Raw genomic sequence first — 14,514 nt, forward strand, 5'->3', positions numbered from 1 at the left:
AGCAATAAAAAGAAACAGGAAAACAAACAATGAGCACCGCTTCCGCCAAGCAGCAGGTAATCCAAAAAATCAAAGAAAATACTAATATATTAGTTACGGTTAGTCGTGATCCAAGCGTTGATGAACTATCAGCAGCACTGGGGCTAACGCTATTTTTGAATGAGCTTGGAAAACATGCTACAGCGGTGTTCTCTGGTAAGATTCCACCAGCAATAAATTTTCTGGAGCCTGATAAGACATTTGAGGACACGGCGGACAGTCTCAGAGACTTTATCATCGCACTTGATAAGGACAAGGCGGATCACTTGCGGTACAAAATCGTTGACGATGCGGTTGTGAAAATTTTTATCACACCGTACAGAACGACAATTACTGAAGCAGACTTGGAATTCTCACAGGGTGATTACAACATTGAGCTGGTGTTGGCTTTGAACGTTGAAGATAGCAATCATCTTGATGAAGCCTTGACGGCCCATGGTAAAATTTTGCACAGTGCTGACGTAGTGACGGTGACGGCTCGGGACATCAAGAGTAGTTTGGGTGCGATTGATTGGCACGAGCGCAATGCTAGTGGTGTGAGCGAGATGCTTTTGGAATTGGTTGATGAGCTGAAGACGGTCAAGGCAACATTGGATGAACAGATGGCAAATGCGTTTATGACCGGTATCGTTGCTGTAACTAATAGGTTTAGTAACAACCTGACATCACCTCGCGTCATGACAGCTGCCGCAGACTTGATGGCCGCAGGCGCCAATCAGCAATTGATTGCTGCAAAGTTAGTGGAAGCTGAGGAGTTGGAAGCTCCTGTTGATGAACCAGAAGATGCCAACACTCCAGATGAATCGCCAGATACTGACGAGGCAGAGGTGGACAATACAAAGCTATCAATTAGCCGTTCATCCCGCAAGCAGCCACCAAAAAAATCAGACAAAGAGCTACCAAAACCAGATGATGGCACCCTGGAGATCTCGCACCAAAAGAGGGGTGATTTAGACGAGGTTGCTCGACGAACTCAGGCTGAGGCTCAAGACGAGGCTGCACGTGCTGCAGAATCATACTTAGAGAAGCAATTAGCCAAATCTACCCCAGAAGAGACGGTAGAATCAGAAGAGCCAGCAAAGCTACCAGAACCAGAATATAGTTTACCGGCCATCAAGCCACTGGGTAGCCCGCAGTCTACGAAAGATGAGTTACCAGAGCCGTCAGTAGGTGGTACGTTTAATGCCTCAACTGAGCAGGCTGCAGAAGACAAGAAGCGAGAAGCTGAAAGTGGTCGTAACCGCACAATTTTGAATCATGGCCAACCTGGCAGTAGTCAAGGGGGGTTTAGCGATTCGCCAATAAACGCGACAGTTGCTCGTCATAATGATGAGCCAAAGTCGGTTGATCCGTTTGCTGAAACGAACAATAATATGCAAAGTAATAGATCAATCTCTCCTTTAGGGGAGGCCTCAACCATTGCTGGGCACAACGGTGATGTCATGGCTGCGCTCAGCGAAGATACCTCAAAGGTGTTGGGAGCTAACCAACCATTGGGTCAACCAAGCCACGAAGCGGTTAGTGAGGCGTTAGCAGCAGTACCTAATGTCCCGGATCCGTTAGCACCGACTAGCGCTCCTGGTGCGCCAACCTTGGCAGAAATTGAATCTTCCACCAAGAATATAGCAGGGTTGCCGCCAATGCCTGACTTTAGCACTTTGCCAGAGTTACCAGCGGCCTTTCCGCCAGCTCCAGCAGCCAGTCCCGCTGTTCCATCAGTGCCAGCGGCAACGCCACCAGCCGTGAACAATACCAATTCTGAATTCAACCCAACGCAGTTCCAGATTCCAGGACAAAATTAGCATGATACCAAATGATGATATTGTGCTCATTGATAAGCCAGCTGGTATGAGCAGTTTTGGTGTGGTCGCCAGAATCAGGAGGGTGCTCAGTCAGCAGCTGGGTAAGAAAGCAAAAGTTGGACACACCGGCACGTTGGATCCGTTTGCTACTGGTCTGATGATTTTGGTGACTGGTAAAAAATGTAAAGAAGCCGGGTTGTTTACTAAGTTAGACAAGTGGTATCGAGCAGAAATCATATTGGGAGTAACCAGCACGACGGGGGATCCTGAAGGGGAGCTTACGCCAGTGTCTGACCACCAGCCGACGATTGAAGCAGTGAGACAAGCGACACGGCAGTTTATTGGGGTGATTGAGCAAATCCCGCCAGTCTTTAGTGCCATCAAAATCAATGGGCAGCGTGCCTATCAATTGGCGCGAAAAGGGCAGGCGGTTGCTATGCCAGTACGGCAGATTACGGTCTATGACATTGAGATTGAATCATATGACTATCCAAACCTATACATCAATGCCCATGTCTCCAGTGGTACATATATTCGCACTCTGGCAGAGGATATTGGGAAATATTTGGGAACCGGCGCTTACTGTCAATCGTTGCGGCGCACGAAAATTGCCAATTTTACCATCGAACAAGCAGTAAAACTGTCGGATTTTGGCATAGAGAACTAGAGTGGTATTATATGGATATGAAGCATAAGGGTTTTACACTGATTGAAGTATTAATTGTTATAGCGGTGATTGCTGTTTTGGCATCAATAGCGATTGTTTCGTATCGGTCGGTACGTGAAAATGGGTTGGATGCTAAAATTCGGTCTGTGGTTAAAACTGTAGGTGACGCTGCTGTTTTAGCGGAATCCAGAGGAAAGCAGTTAAAAAGTTTTCCTATGTTTAGTGCGCCAACTGGTGTTCAGAGTCTTGTTCCAGAGTACCTGAAATCTGACTATCGAGAAGGTGTCTCGAGTAAGAAAGCAGCTGATGATGAAGCGATTTTTCGGATATTTCAATGTCAAGATGGCGGCAAAGGGTTTGTAATATACGCTGCTCTCAATAATCCAACAACTGAAGACATAGCGACATTTAATCGTATTCGTTCAGCTTGTCATCATAATGATAGCCAGGTGCCCACCAGTGGTTCCACAGTATATAGCTACGCACAACTGTTCTAGTGGTACTGCTTGAAAATATCGTTTACTCCTGATATAATCAAACGGCTATGATCAGTAAAGAGAACAAGCAAAAAGCGATTGCTTTGACTCAGGTTGGCAAGAACGACGTCGGTAGCCCACAGGTGCAGATTTCGATTTTGACAGCTCGTATCAAAGAAGTTACAGAGCACTTGAAGGTGAATAAACACGACTTCATGGCTCGTCGCGGCCTTGTCCAGATGGTAGGTAAGCGTAAACGCCTGCTAAAATACTTGGAGCGAACTGACTTTGAGAGTTACAAGCAAGTGCTGGCTACATTGGGACTGCGCAAATAAGCAAGCCAAGTAGTTTCAGGTCCGCCCTACTATGTTGGGGCGGATTTTTTGTGGACTATTTAGGAACAGCGATGATGACTTCGCGTTTATCAAATGAACCACCCAGGGAACATGAATACAGGGTCAAGCGTGGTTGATCGGTCCGTTCTTCTATCTCAATAGCATCAGGCTTAACCTTATATATATCATATATGCTGTACTCGTAGCGTTTACCATCATAATCAACCGTGATAGAGTCACCAACTTTGAGTTTGTTGATGTTGTAGAACGGAGAGTTATTAATGGTGCGTTGTGGTGTTGGTCCAATCTGGAAGCGGTGAGCAGCAACGATGAAATTTCCACCATCTTTGGGATTACCATTTTCTGGTTTGCGCCACCAGGCAGTTAGCTCTAACACTTCTGCGCCACCTGTTTTGTAGGGGATATTGACATTGATAGCCGGGATGTAAATGCGATTTTCTGGGTGGAATTCATCAGTTGTTTTTTGTAGAACCTTGGTTGTCTCGTTGTTCTTGGGGTCGATGAACTGTGTGGCAAAAAAGGGGCTAAAAATAGTAATGAGCAAATATCCGCCACCTACCAATAATGCTAATGCTATACCTAATATGAGATAATCTTTTGTCGTTTTAGTACGTTTAATCTTCACGCTTATCATTATAGCAGTTCACCGGGTGGTGGCTGAAGAGTGTGATATAATGAAAGAGTAAATAACCGCGAATGGTGATAGAGACGAGAGTTCATGAGATATCAGCTTTCACCCCTGTTACTTTTCGCGATAAGAAAGGAGGCTCATAATGAGCATTATTAATCCAAGTGGCAAGGATATTTTTAGTGTTACCACTGAATGGTGTGGTCGACCGCTGACGTTAGAGGTAAATAGGGTCGGTTTTCGTACTACCGCCAGTGTAGTAGCGCGTTACGGCGACACTGTTGTGCTGGGTACGGCGATGGTTGGCTCGCGACCAGTGGAGCTGGATTATTTCCCGCTGTCAATCGATTATGAAGAGAAGTTTTATGCTGCGGGCAAGATTTCCGGCAGTCGATTTATCAAGCGAGAAGGTCGGCCGTCGGATGAGGCAATATTGATTGGGCGGCTGATTGACCGACCAATTCGCCCCCTGTTTCCGAAGGGGTATCGGCAGGAAGTCCAGGTTGTGTCGAGTGTCCTCAGCATGGACCCAAGCTTCCGTCCTGATATGGTGGCGATAGTGGCAGCCAGCGCAGCGCTGAGCCTGACGGGTACACCATTTGATGGACCAGTAGCAGGACTACGTGTGGGTCACGTTAATGGTGAGTTTAAGGCCTTTTTGACCCCTGAGGAGCGTGCAGTAAGCGACTTGGATTTGGTGGTTGCTGGTATTGAGAATGGCATCACCATGGTGGAAGCGGGTGCTCATGAAGTGAGCGAACAAGTGATTATTGATGCAATGGCGTGGGCGCATCAGATGATGCAGCCAGCTATCCAGCTTCAGCGTCAGTTGGCAGAAAAAGTCGCACCAGCTGCACAGCAATACGAACTGGTTCTACCAGATGAAACCATTCAGTCAGAAGTTGACGCGTGGGTTGATGGTAAGTTTGGTGCAGCTATTCGTCGTGCCTACCCAGAGCGCAATGAATTGATCGCGGATATTCGTCAGGCGTTTCATGACGAATTTACCGAAAAACTTGGCGAGAGTTATGATGAACTGCGACCTCAATACGACGAGGCCTTTACATTGGCGCTCCACAAGGACGTACGCCGAGGTATCGTTGAGGACAAGGTGCGTCCAGATGGTCGTCAATTGACGGAAATCCGACCACTCAGCTCAGAAGTTGGTTTCTTACCGCGAGCACACGGATCAAGCTTGTTTACCCGTGGTGTGACCCAGGGTATGAACATCGTTACCTTGGCGCCGCTGAGCTACGCACAGTTGGTGGACACTATGGAGCAGACCGATTACGAACGACGTTATATGCATCACTACAACGCTCCAGGCTACACGGTTGGTGAAGTGCGCCGTTTGGGCAGTCCGGGTCGTCGGGAAATTGGGCATGGCTACTTGGCGGAGCGGGCGTTAACGCCAGTTTTGCCAAGTGAAGAAGAATTCCCATATGCTATTCGTTCGGTAACGGAAATCATGAGTCAGAACGGTTCTACCTCAATGGCAGCAACCTGTTCAAGTTGTTTGGCGCTGATGGATGCGGGTGTGCCACTCAAAGCGCCGGTCTCTGGTATCGCCATGGGCTTAATGATGGATGGTGATACGCCATATGTGCTGAGCGACATTGCTGATGCTGAAGACTTTGCTGGTGATATGGACTTCAAGGTGACGGGTACGGCCAAGGGAATTACCGCCCTTCAGATGGATATGAAGGTGCATGGATTGCCGGTTGACATTTTGGCGCAAGCAATTGAGCAATCAAAAGCTGGCCGAGCGCACATTTTGGAGCATATGTTGTCAGTATTACCACAACCACGCCAAGCATTGAGCCCATACGCACCGCGAATTGAGAAGATTAAGATTAATCCAGACAAGATTGGCGCGGTGATTGGCAAGGGTGGAGAAATGATCAATAAGATCACCTCTGAAACTGGTGCTGAAATTGATATCAAAGAAGACGGTTTAATCACTGTGGCTAGCCCAGATGGCGCATCAATTGAAAAAGCTATGAACTGGATCAAGAGTTTGGTAGAAGAGCCAGAAGTTGGCAAGATCTATGAGGGTCGGGTCGTTGGTATCAAAGACTTTGGTGCTTTTGTGAATATCTTGCCAGGAGTTGATGGTATGGTACACATTTCAAAGCTGGCCGAAGGTCGGGTAAATAAGGTGACTGATGTCGTCAAAGAAGGTCAGACTGTTCGGGTCAAGATAACTGGTATTGACGAGCGCGGTAAGATCAATTTGACGATGATTGGTTTGTAGCCTGAACATAACCAATGTTCAGTAAAACGTAAGTAGTGTACAATTAATAGAGTAAGAAAAGGAGTATGCATGGATAATAAAGGTAATAATACAAACTCGACACCAACTCCCGCTGCAACCGTTCCGGAACCACGTGTACAACCGGCGCCAACTCAGCCAGTTCCTCAGGGACCAGCCAAGAAAAAGGGCATGAGCAAGGGTATGTTGTGGGGTATCATCGGTGGTTCGATCGCCTTCATCTTGTTGGTTGTGGGTATCGTTCTTGCGGTGGTTTTGTTAAGTGGTCCAAGTAAAGAAGATTACAAGGAAGCGCACGATAAGGTTACAAAAGTGCGTGGTACCTATCTACGGGTTGGTTCAGCCTTTCGCATGGTTTCATATGGGACATCAACCGCGTCTACTGATAAGATTAAAGAATCAGTAGAAGAATACAAGAAGTCGGTTGACGACTTGAAAGATATGAAAGCCTTACGCGACAAAGATGTTAAGCAAAAATATGACGATTTCATCAAACAAAACAATGAATTTACCGCAATGGTAGGTGATTTGGCTGATGCATCTGATGAATTGTTAGAGACCACAAAGAACTGTCGAGCTGCTACTACCTTTCCTCGATTTAGCTCAGATCGTAGTAAGTTACTAGAGAACTATGACAAAACTGTTGGTTCTTGTGTTTCTGCTGTTAAAAAATTAGCCAAAGTAAAGAGCCAGTTGTTGTCCGAAGAAGCAAAGAAGCTAGTTGATGCTTTTGATGAGCAACGAGGTATAGTTGAGGAGATGCAAAAAGCTCACGATGCTGGCGACGCGTCTGGCCTGTCAGCAGCTGCGAGTAAATTGTACCGCCAGCTCACAAAGTTCAAGGCTGGTGACGCTCCAAAGAAGCTAAACGAGGCATTCCAAAAGGCAGAGGTTAACTCTCAGTTGAATGCTTTGGGCCGCGTATTGACCGAGAAGGCGAACCAGGGATAACGTGTTACTATAGCAAGTAAAAGCTCCGTCACTTGGCGGAGTTTTTACTTGCTATGGGGCTTGTTTGAAATAACTAAACGTAATATAATAGATAGTCGATATCCACTATATCTAATTTACGGAAGGACAAGCATGAAACTATCAGGAGCTGTTGAGCAGGCGTGTTGTATCATGGCAATTTTGGCTGACCCGCAGCGAAAAGCGCCGATAACCAACGATGCTTTAGCAGAAAAGATGTTGGTTTCGCCGACGTATTTGAAAAAAATTAGTCGTAAACTAGTGGTAGCAAAGCTAATTACCTCAACACAGGGCGCTGTCGGCGGTTTCATTTTGGCGCGGGAAATGGGCCAAGTGACGCTGCACGATGTGGTGTTGGCGATTGAAGGCGAAGCACCGTTTTTTCAGCCTCAAGGGATTGTCGAACGGGTGTTTGCGTCGCGGTCTCGCCAGGTGGAAATTGGCATGACTATGATTGAAAAAGTCTTTTCCGAGGCGCAAGAGAAGTGGAACGAATATCTAAAGACGGTAACGTTAGCAGACGTTGTCAAGGAGGTAATGCATGGTTGAAAAATTAAAGCGGCTGTCAAATAGACGCCGCGCTAATATGGTGCGAGCTGAATGGCAGCACCTCTGCAAGAATAAAATATTACTGCTGTCGATGGCGGTTATCTCGTTTATTCCGATTATGTACAGCGGTTTTTTCTTGGGTTCAATCTGGGATCCGTACGGACAGGTGAAAAATTTGCCGGTGGCGTTTGTCAATGAGGACAAAGGTGCACAGCTGAACGGCCAAACGGCCAATATTGGGCAATCGGTTGAGCAAAAACTCAAAAGTAATCATGATTTGGGCTGGGAATTTGTAAATAAACAGCAGGCTGATGACGGGGTTAATAGTGGGCATTTCTATGCGGTGGTGACTGTTCCGACAGATTTTTCGGCAAAAGCGGCGTCGATTACTGCTGCTCAACCGCAGCAAGCGGTGATTCGCTATACGACTACGCCAGCCAAGAACTACATCGGTTCGCTGGTCAGCAATCAAGCGGCTGAAAAAGTTAAAACGTCGATGGCTGAGCAAATTACTCAGGCGTACGCTAAAGGTGTGTTGGAGAATGTAGGTAAACTTGGCAGCGGTTTGGAGACGGCAGCGGGCGGCGCAGCTACTTTGCACGACGGTTTGACGCAGCTGCAAGCGGGCGCGCAGACGTATACTGGCGGTGTTAAACAATTGGCGGTAAATCAGCGGGCGATGGCTAATGGCTTAGCGCGGCTCGGTGATGGATCGCGCCAATTGCAGGCAGGCTTGGGGCAATTGTCGAACGGTTTGCCAAGCGAATCACAAGTTGCGCAGTTAACAAACGGTATGAAACAGTTACAGGCAGGCCTTAATCAATTAAATACCAGCGTCCATAATCCATCGCCGACGCTTGTTAATCAGCAGAGCAAAGTGCAGAGTGAAGCACGAGATCTGATGCAAACTATGCAAACGGCAGCAGCGGATTTGACGGCAGCAGGCGGGACGCTACAGACACTAGGAGCTAGTGCGGCAAGCTCTGGCGGTTCGACAACTATAACTTTGCCGCAAATTGGCCAGCTTTCCCAGGCGCTTAGCAAAACGCAAATAATTACTACTCAAGCAGCCGCACTGCTTAAAGATTTGCAGACGCTTACTCAAAGTTTGTCAACGCAGCAAGCACAATTGCAAACCGGCATTTCTACGCTGAACAACGGCGTTAACCAGCTGGCGCCAAATGCAACCGCTGCCCTTAATGGTTATAACAGCGTCAGAGTAGCGAATAACCAATTGCTGGCTGGCTCGTCATCGCTGGCGAATGGTCTGGCGCAGGCGCAAACTGGCAGCCAACAACTAGCGAACGGTGCGGGTCTATTAGACAGCCGCTCTGGTGTACTAACGAATGGCGCGTCGCAATTGGCGGGCGGCGCGGATACTCTGGCTACGAAGCTAGCAGACGCTTCCCGGCAACTCAAAATACAACCAACTGGCGCAGCCACCCAGCAGCAAATGGCTAATCCAGTGAAGTCGGAAACGACCAAGCAGGGCGACGTGCCGAACTACGGCTATGCGCTGGCGCCGTACGTGTTGTCGCTGAGCTTGTTTGTCGGGGCGATTGCTCTGAATATTATTTATCCAATCCGCAAAACTTTTGCCGAACAAGAGAACGCCTTTCGCTGGTGGTTGGCTAAAGCTTCGGTTACTGGTATGGCGGCTTTCGTTCAGGCAACAATTTTGATGCTGATCATGGTTTACTGCCTGGGTCTAGTGCCAGACCACCCGGGGCATTTCATCGGGGCGATTTATTTAACGTCGTTTGTCTATATGTCGATTGTGTCGCTGTTGGTAATTGTGCTGGACAATCCAGGACGCTTCCTAGCGATGGTACTATTAGTATTGCAGCTGGGGTCAAGCGAGGGAACATTCCCGATTCAAACAGCCAATGGCTTTTTCCAGGCGGTTAATCCGCTGGTGCCGATGACTTATTCTATTCGGGCGTTGCGTCAGGCTATTTCGGGAGGCTTAGGCAGTTCGTTCTATGACAATGGCATGTGGGTGCTAGCGGGATTCTTGTTGGCGGCTAACTTGTTAACGATCGGCTTCTTTATCTACCGCGGTAAGCGTAAGTTTGCTCATACTTCGGTGGATGGCGACGATTAATCCTCTTTGAAGCTTTTAGAAAATGCCAGCGTCTTTGGGAAAACGGCGCTGGCATCTTGGTTGGTGTAGGGTCATTTTTTGACAAAATGCGGGCAGTTTGCTAAAATAAAGCTACTAACGAGAGGGATTTCTAGCGAGTAAAATAACACCTCTCTACCTGGTTTTTAGATTATTGTAATAAAAAAGGAGTATAACAATATGGGTCAGCGGCGACTGGCAACACCGCAGAAGGATGATGCTAAAAAGCGTCCTCAGTCGAAAAAAAGTAACAATGCAGTATTAAACAGTACCACTACTCGTAAAGGCGAGGTCTTTCGAGCGCAGCGACGAACGAGCGAGAATGTCAATCTCAGGGCGTCGCAGCACGTAATCAATATCCCGGTAAATAAATCAGTTTATAACGGCTATGGTGGCGAGCAATTTAGTGCCAAAATGCAGCCAAAACGGACTCGTGGCGGCAAGCCAAAACTACGGATTATCCCAATCGGTGGTGTCGGCGAAATGGGTATCGGTAAAAACATGAACGCCATTGAGTACGATGATGAAATTATCATTGTGGATATGGGCTTCCTGTTTCCGGGCAGCGATTATCCAGGTATTAATTACATCACGCCAGATATCACCTGGCTCGAGGAAAATAAGCATAAGATAAAGGCACACGTGTTCACTCACGGACACCTTGATCACATCGGTTCTTTCCGGCACTTTATTCATCGGATTCCAGCACCGGTCTACGCGTCGAAATTTACTATCGGTATGTTAGACAAGTCGCTGGCTGATGCCGATACTGACTTTCAGCCAGACTTTTGGGTGATGGATCCATTGAGCCATGAAATTGTTCAAGTATCGAAGCATTTTTCAGTGGAATTAGTGCGGGTAAACCACTCGATTCCTGATTCAACGGCGGTGATTATTCGGACGCCATTGGGTGTAATAATTGACTCTGGTGACTGGCGATTTGAGGAAAGTCCGGTTGACGGTCAGAAGTTTGACCTCAAGCGCATGACCGAAGTGGCGTCCAAAGAAGGCGTGTTGATGTTCATGAACGAGTCGACCAACTGTGAGTCGGCTGGTACACACACGCACACGGAGTTTGATATTCAATATTCCATCGGCCAAGTGATGGATAAATTTAGTAACAGCCGAGTGATTTTAAGCTGTTTCTCATCACAGGTGCACCGTTTGCAATTGATTTTGGAAGAAGCGCACAAGCACGGGCGTAAGGTGGCGTTCGCTGGCTTTTCGATGATTCAGAACCTGGAAGTGGCGCTGCGCTCAGGGACTATCAAGATTCCGAAAGATACCGTCATGAAGATGGAGGATATCATCAAGTTACCAGACAGCCAGGTTACGGTGGTTTGTACTGGTTCACAGGGTGAGTTTAATGCCGTGTTAAATCGCATGGCGACTGGTGCGCATAAATACATGAAGATCAAAGGCTCTGACGTGGTGGTGTTTAGCTCCAATCCGATTCCGGGTAATGAGAAAAACGTGGTGCGAACCGTTGATGGTTTGATGCGCGAGGGTTCTGATGTGATTCAGAATGGTAAAACGCACTTGACCGGGGTTGGGCCGCTACACTTGTCGGGTCATGGCTACTACGATGATCACATTAAGCTGATTAACGCCTTGAATCCGACGTACTATATGCCAATTCACGGTGAATTCCACATGCTGGTCCACAACGCGCGGCTGGCAGAAAAAGAGTGTGGCATTCCGAGGAAAAATATCTTTGTGTGTGACGCCGGCGATATTATTGAAATTGATATTGAGCGTCAAGCTAAGAAAGCCGGTCGAATTCAAGTTGGTGGTGTGATGTATGACGACACGGGTGCTATCGTCTCTGAAGTAGTACTGAAGGACCGCATTCATATGTCTCAAGAAGGCATGTTTGTGGTGGTGTTGACGGTGCAACGCGGCACGGGTCGGTTATTGACCAGTCCGGATATTATTTCCCGCGGTTTCATCTACCTGCGTGACTCTGAGGAATTGATGAATATGATTCGTCAGTACCTGAAGCAGAAGGCAGCGCGTAGTTTCACTGGCAAGTATGACCTTGACGTGGTGAAGAAGGAGATTAAGGACGAAGTCACGCATATCCTGTACGACCAGACACGCCGAACACCAATTGTCATCCCAGTGGTTAATGAAATTGGTGGAGGCCTAAAGGCGCCAGGAAAAGTTTCTCGTGGTGCGCAGGGAACAGTCAAGTCAGAAGTAGATGCCGACGGTTCAGTCGTTCCAAAACTACCAAAAAAACGATTTCCAGCTAAACAAGTCCCCGACACGGAGGCAAATGACACTAAAGCTCGAGAGCGACACAACGCACCGGCTTATTAGACATATTTAACAAAGTATGATATAATAAATAAGTGCGATAATCCGTAAAACGGGGTATAATAAATAACAGTTATGCCTAAAAAACGAAAGACTACGAAAAAGAAATCAGTGGCGACCGCGCCAAAACATGACGTGCCGAGTGGTTTTTGGTCGCAAGTTGGGGCAGTTTTGATGATTGTACTGTCATTACTCTTAGTGGTGGCATGGTTTGATGTCGGTGGCCCAGTGTTGGAGTGGACCAACCACACCACTTTGAAGGTTGTTGGTTACGCCATGTACGCTTTGCCAGTGTTGTTGGTGTATATTGCGGTGGAGACTTTCCGCGCAGAGAATAATCGATTGCCAATTGCCATGAAAATAGCGGCTGTTTTGGAGGTGGTGTGGCTGAGTGGATTGTTTGGGTTGTTAAAGACTGATGCGCTTCCAGAAGCTGGTGGCGTTATTGGCGATGTCGCTAATAATATGATGATGACACTGGCGGAAAAGCCAATTGTTGCCTTGATATATATTGTCCTCATCCTTATCACCGCGTTGTTTATTACACTCATGACCCCAGTAGAGTTGTTTGGTAAGATATGGGAGATGATGCAGCGTGACTCGTCGGAGGATGATGAAAATAAGGCAATCATGCGACAAGCAGCAAAAGCAGAAAAAGCAGAACCACGAAAGGTTAGCGAGATTAATTTGAACGCTGGTGTGCCAACGGTAGATACGGAAGAGCCAGTCAAAGCTAAAAAGACATCGCCGCTGAGTAGTTTGCGGGGTAGTGTGAAGCAGGATAAGTCGGCTGAGGAACAGGCAGCATTGGTTTCAGTGCATGATCCAAATTGGCAATCACCAAGCCTGGATCTACTAGAGAAAAAGCAAAGCCCGGCTGACGCTGGTGATATTCGGCAAAACGCGCAGATCATTCATGATACGCTGGCGGAATTTAACATTGATGTGGAGATGGAAGACGCCAATATTGGACCGAAGGTGACGCAATATACCTTGCGGCCGCCGAGTGGTGTGAAATTGACGCGGATCACGGCGTTGGAGACGAATATTGCTTTGAACTTGGCAGCGCAGAGCTTGCGTATTGAGGCGCCGATTCCTGGACAAAAAGCCGTTGGTATTGAGGTGCCAAACCGACGAGCGGCTGATGTGCGACTATATGGTGTGTTGGACTCTAAGCAGTGGAAGCACGCTCGTGAACCATTGAGTTTTGCGATTGGTAAGGATATCTCTGGCGAAGCAGTGGTTGGCGAGCTCAACAAAATGCCACACATGTTGATCGCTGGTCAGACCGGTTCTGGTAAGTCGGTGATGATTAATACTCTATTGACCAGTTTGCTATATCGCAACAGCCCGAGCGACATGAAATTGATCTTGGTTGACCCAAAGCAAGTGGAAATGGCGCCATATGAAGACATTCCACATCTACTGACACCAGTGATCACTGAGCCAGAAAAGACTATCTCGGCCTTGAAATGGGCGGTCAATGAAATGGAGCGGCGGTATAAGTTGTTGGCCGCTGAGAAAATTCGCGACATCAAGAGTTACAATAAAAAAATTAAGACTGCTGGCACGAAAATCCCGGTTGCTGATGAGAATGGGAACGTTCAACAGCATGAGGATGGGGCAATGCCGTACATCGTCATTGTGATCGATGAGTTAGCTGATTTGATGATGGTAGCGGCGCGTGATGTTGAGGCGTTGATCGTTCGCTTGGCGCAGAAAGCTCGAGCGGTGGGTATTCACTTGGTTTTGGCAACGCAGCGCCCGAGCGTTGATGTGATTACTGGTTTGATTAAGGCGAATGTGCCAGCACGAATTGGGTTTACAGTGGCCTCACAAGTTGACTCCCGAACTATTCTGGACCAGATTGGTGCCGAGAAGCTGCTTGGTCAGGGTGATATGTTGCTGTATACACCAAGCATGAGTAAGCCAAAACGTATTCAGGGCGCATGGGTGACTGATGACGAGGTTAATAAGATAACTGATTACCTCCGGATGCAATCAGCGCCACAATACAATGACGAAGTGGTTGCTCAGCCTGTGCAGCTCAACGGTAAGGGTGGCGTGATGGTGAACCTGGAGGGCAACGACGGTGACGCTATGTTTAAGGACGCTGTTCGCTTGGTTATTGAGAGTCGTCGAGCCTCTACTAGTTTATTACAGATGCGGTTGAAGATTGGGTATGGTCGAGCTGCTCGTATCATGGCTGAGATGGAAGATCAAGGAATCATTGGTCCGGCCAATGGTTCGAAGCCACGAGACGTGTTGGTATCAAGCCTTGATGAGCTTGGCGATAGCTAGTCTGAAAGGACGGA

Annotated in this window: 11 protein-coding genes; 10 read left to right on the forward strand and 1 reads right to left on the reverse strand. The window is 47.6% G+C overall.

The genetic code is table 11. From position 1 onward, the window contains the following. Positions 1–29 precede the first annotated feature (29 nt). From FBF37_RS00310 to rpsO, 4 genes are read left to right on the forward strand one after another with little or no spacing between them, the layout of a single operon-like run. On the forward strand, positions 30–1,841 hold the full coding sequence (locus FBF37_RS00310) for a hypothetical protein (RefSeq protein WP_138078380.1): 1,812 nt from the start codon (positions 30–32) through the stop codon (positions 1,839–1,841). Between the two features lies 1 nt (position 1,842). Then, a complete protein-coding gene (gene truB / locus FBF37_RS00315; protein WP_138078382.1) occupies positions 1,843–2,508 on the forward strand; it encodes a tRNA pseudouridine(55) synthase TruB in 666 nt (221 codons plus the stop codon). 17 nt (positions 2,509–2,525) lie between these two features. Further along, complete coding sequence (locus tag FBF37_RS04125; RefSeq protein ID WP_236861247.1) at positions 2,526–3,005, forward strand: type II secretion system protein; 480 nt, start codon at positions 2,526–2,528, stop codon at positions 3,003–3,005. A 47-nt stretch (positions 3,006–3,052) separates the two neighbouring features. Then, positions 3,053–3,319 (forward strand): 30S ribosomal protein S15, encoded by a 267-nt coding sequence (rpsO, locus tag FBF37_RS00325; RefSeq protein WP_138078384.1) that lies wholly within the window; start codon positions 3,053–3,055, stop codon positions 3,317–3,319. Positions 3,320–3,374: 55 nt separating this feature from the next. Here the strand turns inward: rpsO and FBF37_RS00330 are convergent, their stop codons facing one another. After that, positions 3,375–3,965, reverse strand: a complete 591-nt coding sequence (locus tag FBF37_RS00330; protein ID WP_236861248.1) for a sortase — start codon at positions 3,963–3,965, stop codon at positions 3,375–3,377. Positions 3,966–4,113: 148 nt separating this feature from the next. Here FBF37_RS00330 and pnp point away from each other — a divergent pair, with 148 nt between their 5' ends. The 6 genes from pnp to FBF37_RS00360 all read left to right on the forward strand — a co-directional run bounded on the left by pnp (position 4,114) and on the right by FBF37_RS00360 (position 14,500). After that, positions 4,114–6,222: a polyribonucleotide nucleotidyltransferase gene (gene pnp / locus FBF37_RS00335; RefSeq protein WP_138078388.1), complete on the forward strand. Its 2,109-nt coding sequence runs from the start codon at positions 4,114–4,116 to the stop codon at positions 6,220–6,222. A gap of 69 nt (positions 6,223–6,291) precedes the next feature. Further along, complete coding sequence (locus FBF37_RS00340; protein WP_138078390.1) at positions 6,292–7,191, forward strand: hypothetical protein; 900 nt, start codon at positions 6,292–6,294, stop codon at positions 7,189–7,191. Between the two features lie 132 nt (positions 7,192–7,323). Further along, complete coding sequence (locus FBF37_RS00345; RefSeq protein ID WP_138078392.1) at positions 7,324–7,758, forward strand: RrF2 family transcriptional regulator; 435 nt, start codon at positions 7,324–7,326, stop codon at positions 7,756–7,758. After that, complete coding sequence (locus FBF37_RS00350; protein WP_138078394.1) at positions 7,751–9,862, forward strand: YhgE/Pip family protein; 2,112 nt, start codon at positions 7,751–7,753, stop codon at positions 9,860–9,862. Before FBF37_RS00345 ends, FBF37_RS00350 begins: the two co-directional genes overlap by 8 nt. 198 nt (positions 9,863–10,060) lie before the next feature. After that, a complete protein-coding gene (locus FBF37_RS00355) occupies positions 10,061–12,202 on the forward strand; it encodes a ribonuclease J (RefSeq protein WP_138078396.1) in 2,142 nt (713 codons plus the stop codon). Between the two features lie 72 nt (positions 12,203–12,274). Further along, a complete protein-coding gene (locus FBF37_RS00360) occupies positions 12,275–14,500 on the forward strand; it encodes an FtsK/SpoIIIE family DNA translocase (RefSeq protein WP_138078398.1) in 2,226 nt (741 codons plus the stop codon). Positions 14,501–14,514: the final 14 nt, after the last annotated feature.

Origin of the sequence: Candidatus Nanosynbacter featherlites (genome assembly GCF_005697565.1) — a bacterium.
Lineage (GTDB): Bacteria > Patescibacteriota > Saccharimonadia > Saccharimonadales > Saccharimonadaceae > Nanosynbacter > Nanosynbacter featherlites.

What these genes read in the sequence shown, in the direction of transcription:
- FBF37_RS00310 (WP_138078380.1), top strand. Translation starts at nt 30, where the DNA reads ATGAGCACCGCTTCCGCCAAGCAGCAGGTAATCCAAAAAATCAAAGAA.
- truB (WP_138078382.1), top strand. Translation starts at nt 1,843, where the DNA reads ATGATACCAAATGATGATATTGTGCTCATTGATAAGCCAGCTGGTATG.
- FBF37_RS04125 (WP_236861247.1), top strand. Translation starts at nt 2,526, where the DNA reads ATGAAGCATAAGGGTTTTACACTGATTGAAGTATTAATTGTTATAGCG.
- rpsO (WP_138078384.1), top strand. Translation starts at nt 3,053, where the DNA reads ATGATCAGTAAAGAGAACAAGCAAAAAGCGATTGCTTTGACTCAGGTT.
- pnp (WP_138078388.1), top strand. Translation starts at nt 4,114, where the DNA reads ATGAGCATTATTAATCCAAGTGGCAAGGATATTTTTAGTGTTACCACT.
- FBF37_RS00340 (WP_138078390.1), top strand. Translation starts at nt 6,292, where the DNA reads ATGGATAATAAAGGTAATAATACAAACTCGACACCAACTCCCGCTGCA.
- FBF37_RS00345 (WP_138078392.1), top strand. Translation starts at nt 7,324, where the DNA reads ATGAAACTATCAGGAGCTGTTGAGCAGGCGTGTTGTATCATGGCAATT.
- FBF37_RS00350 (WP_138078394.1), top strand. Translation starts at nt 7,751, where the DNA reads ATGGTTGAAAAATTAAAGCGGCTGTCAAATAGACGCCGCGCTAATATG.
- FBF37_RS00355 (WP_138078396.1), top strand. Translation starts at nt 10,061, where the DNA reads ATGGGTCAGCGGCGACTGGCAACACCGCAGAAGGATGATGCTAAAAAG.
- FBF37_RS00360 (WP_138078398.1), top strand. Translation starts at nt 12,275, where the DNA reads ATGCCTAAAAAACGAAAGACTACGAAAAAGAAATCAGTGGCGACCGCG.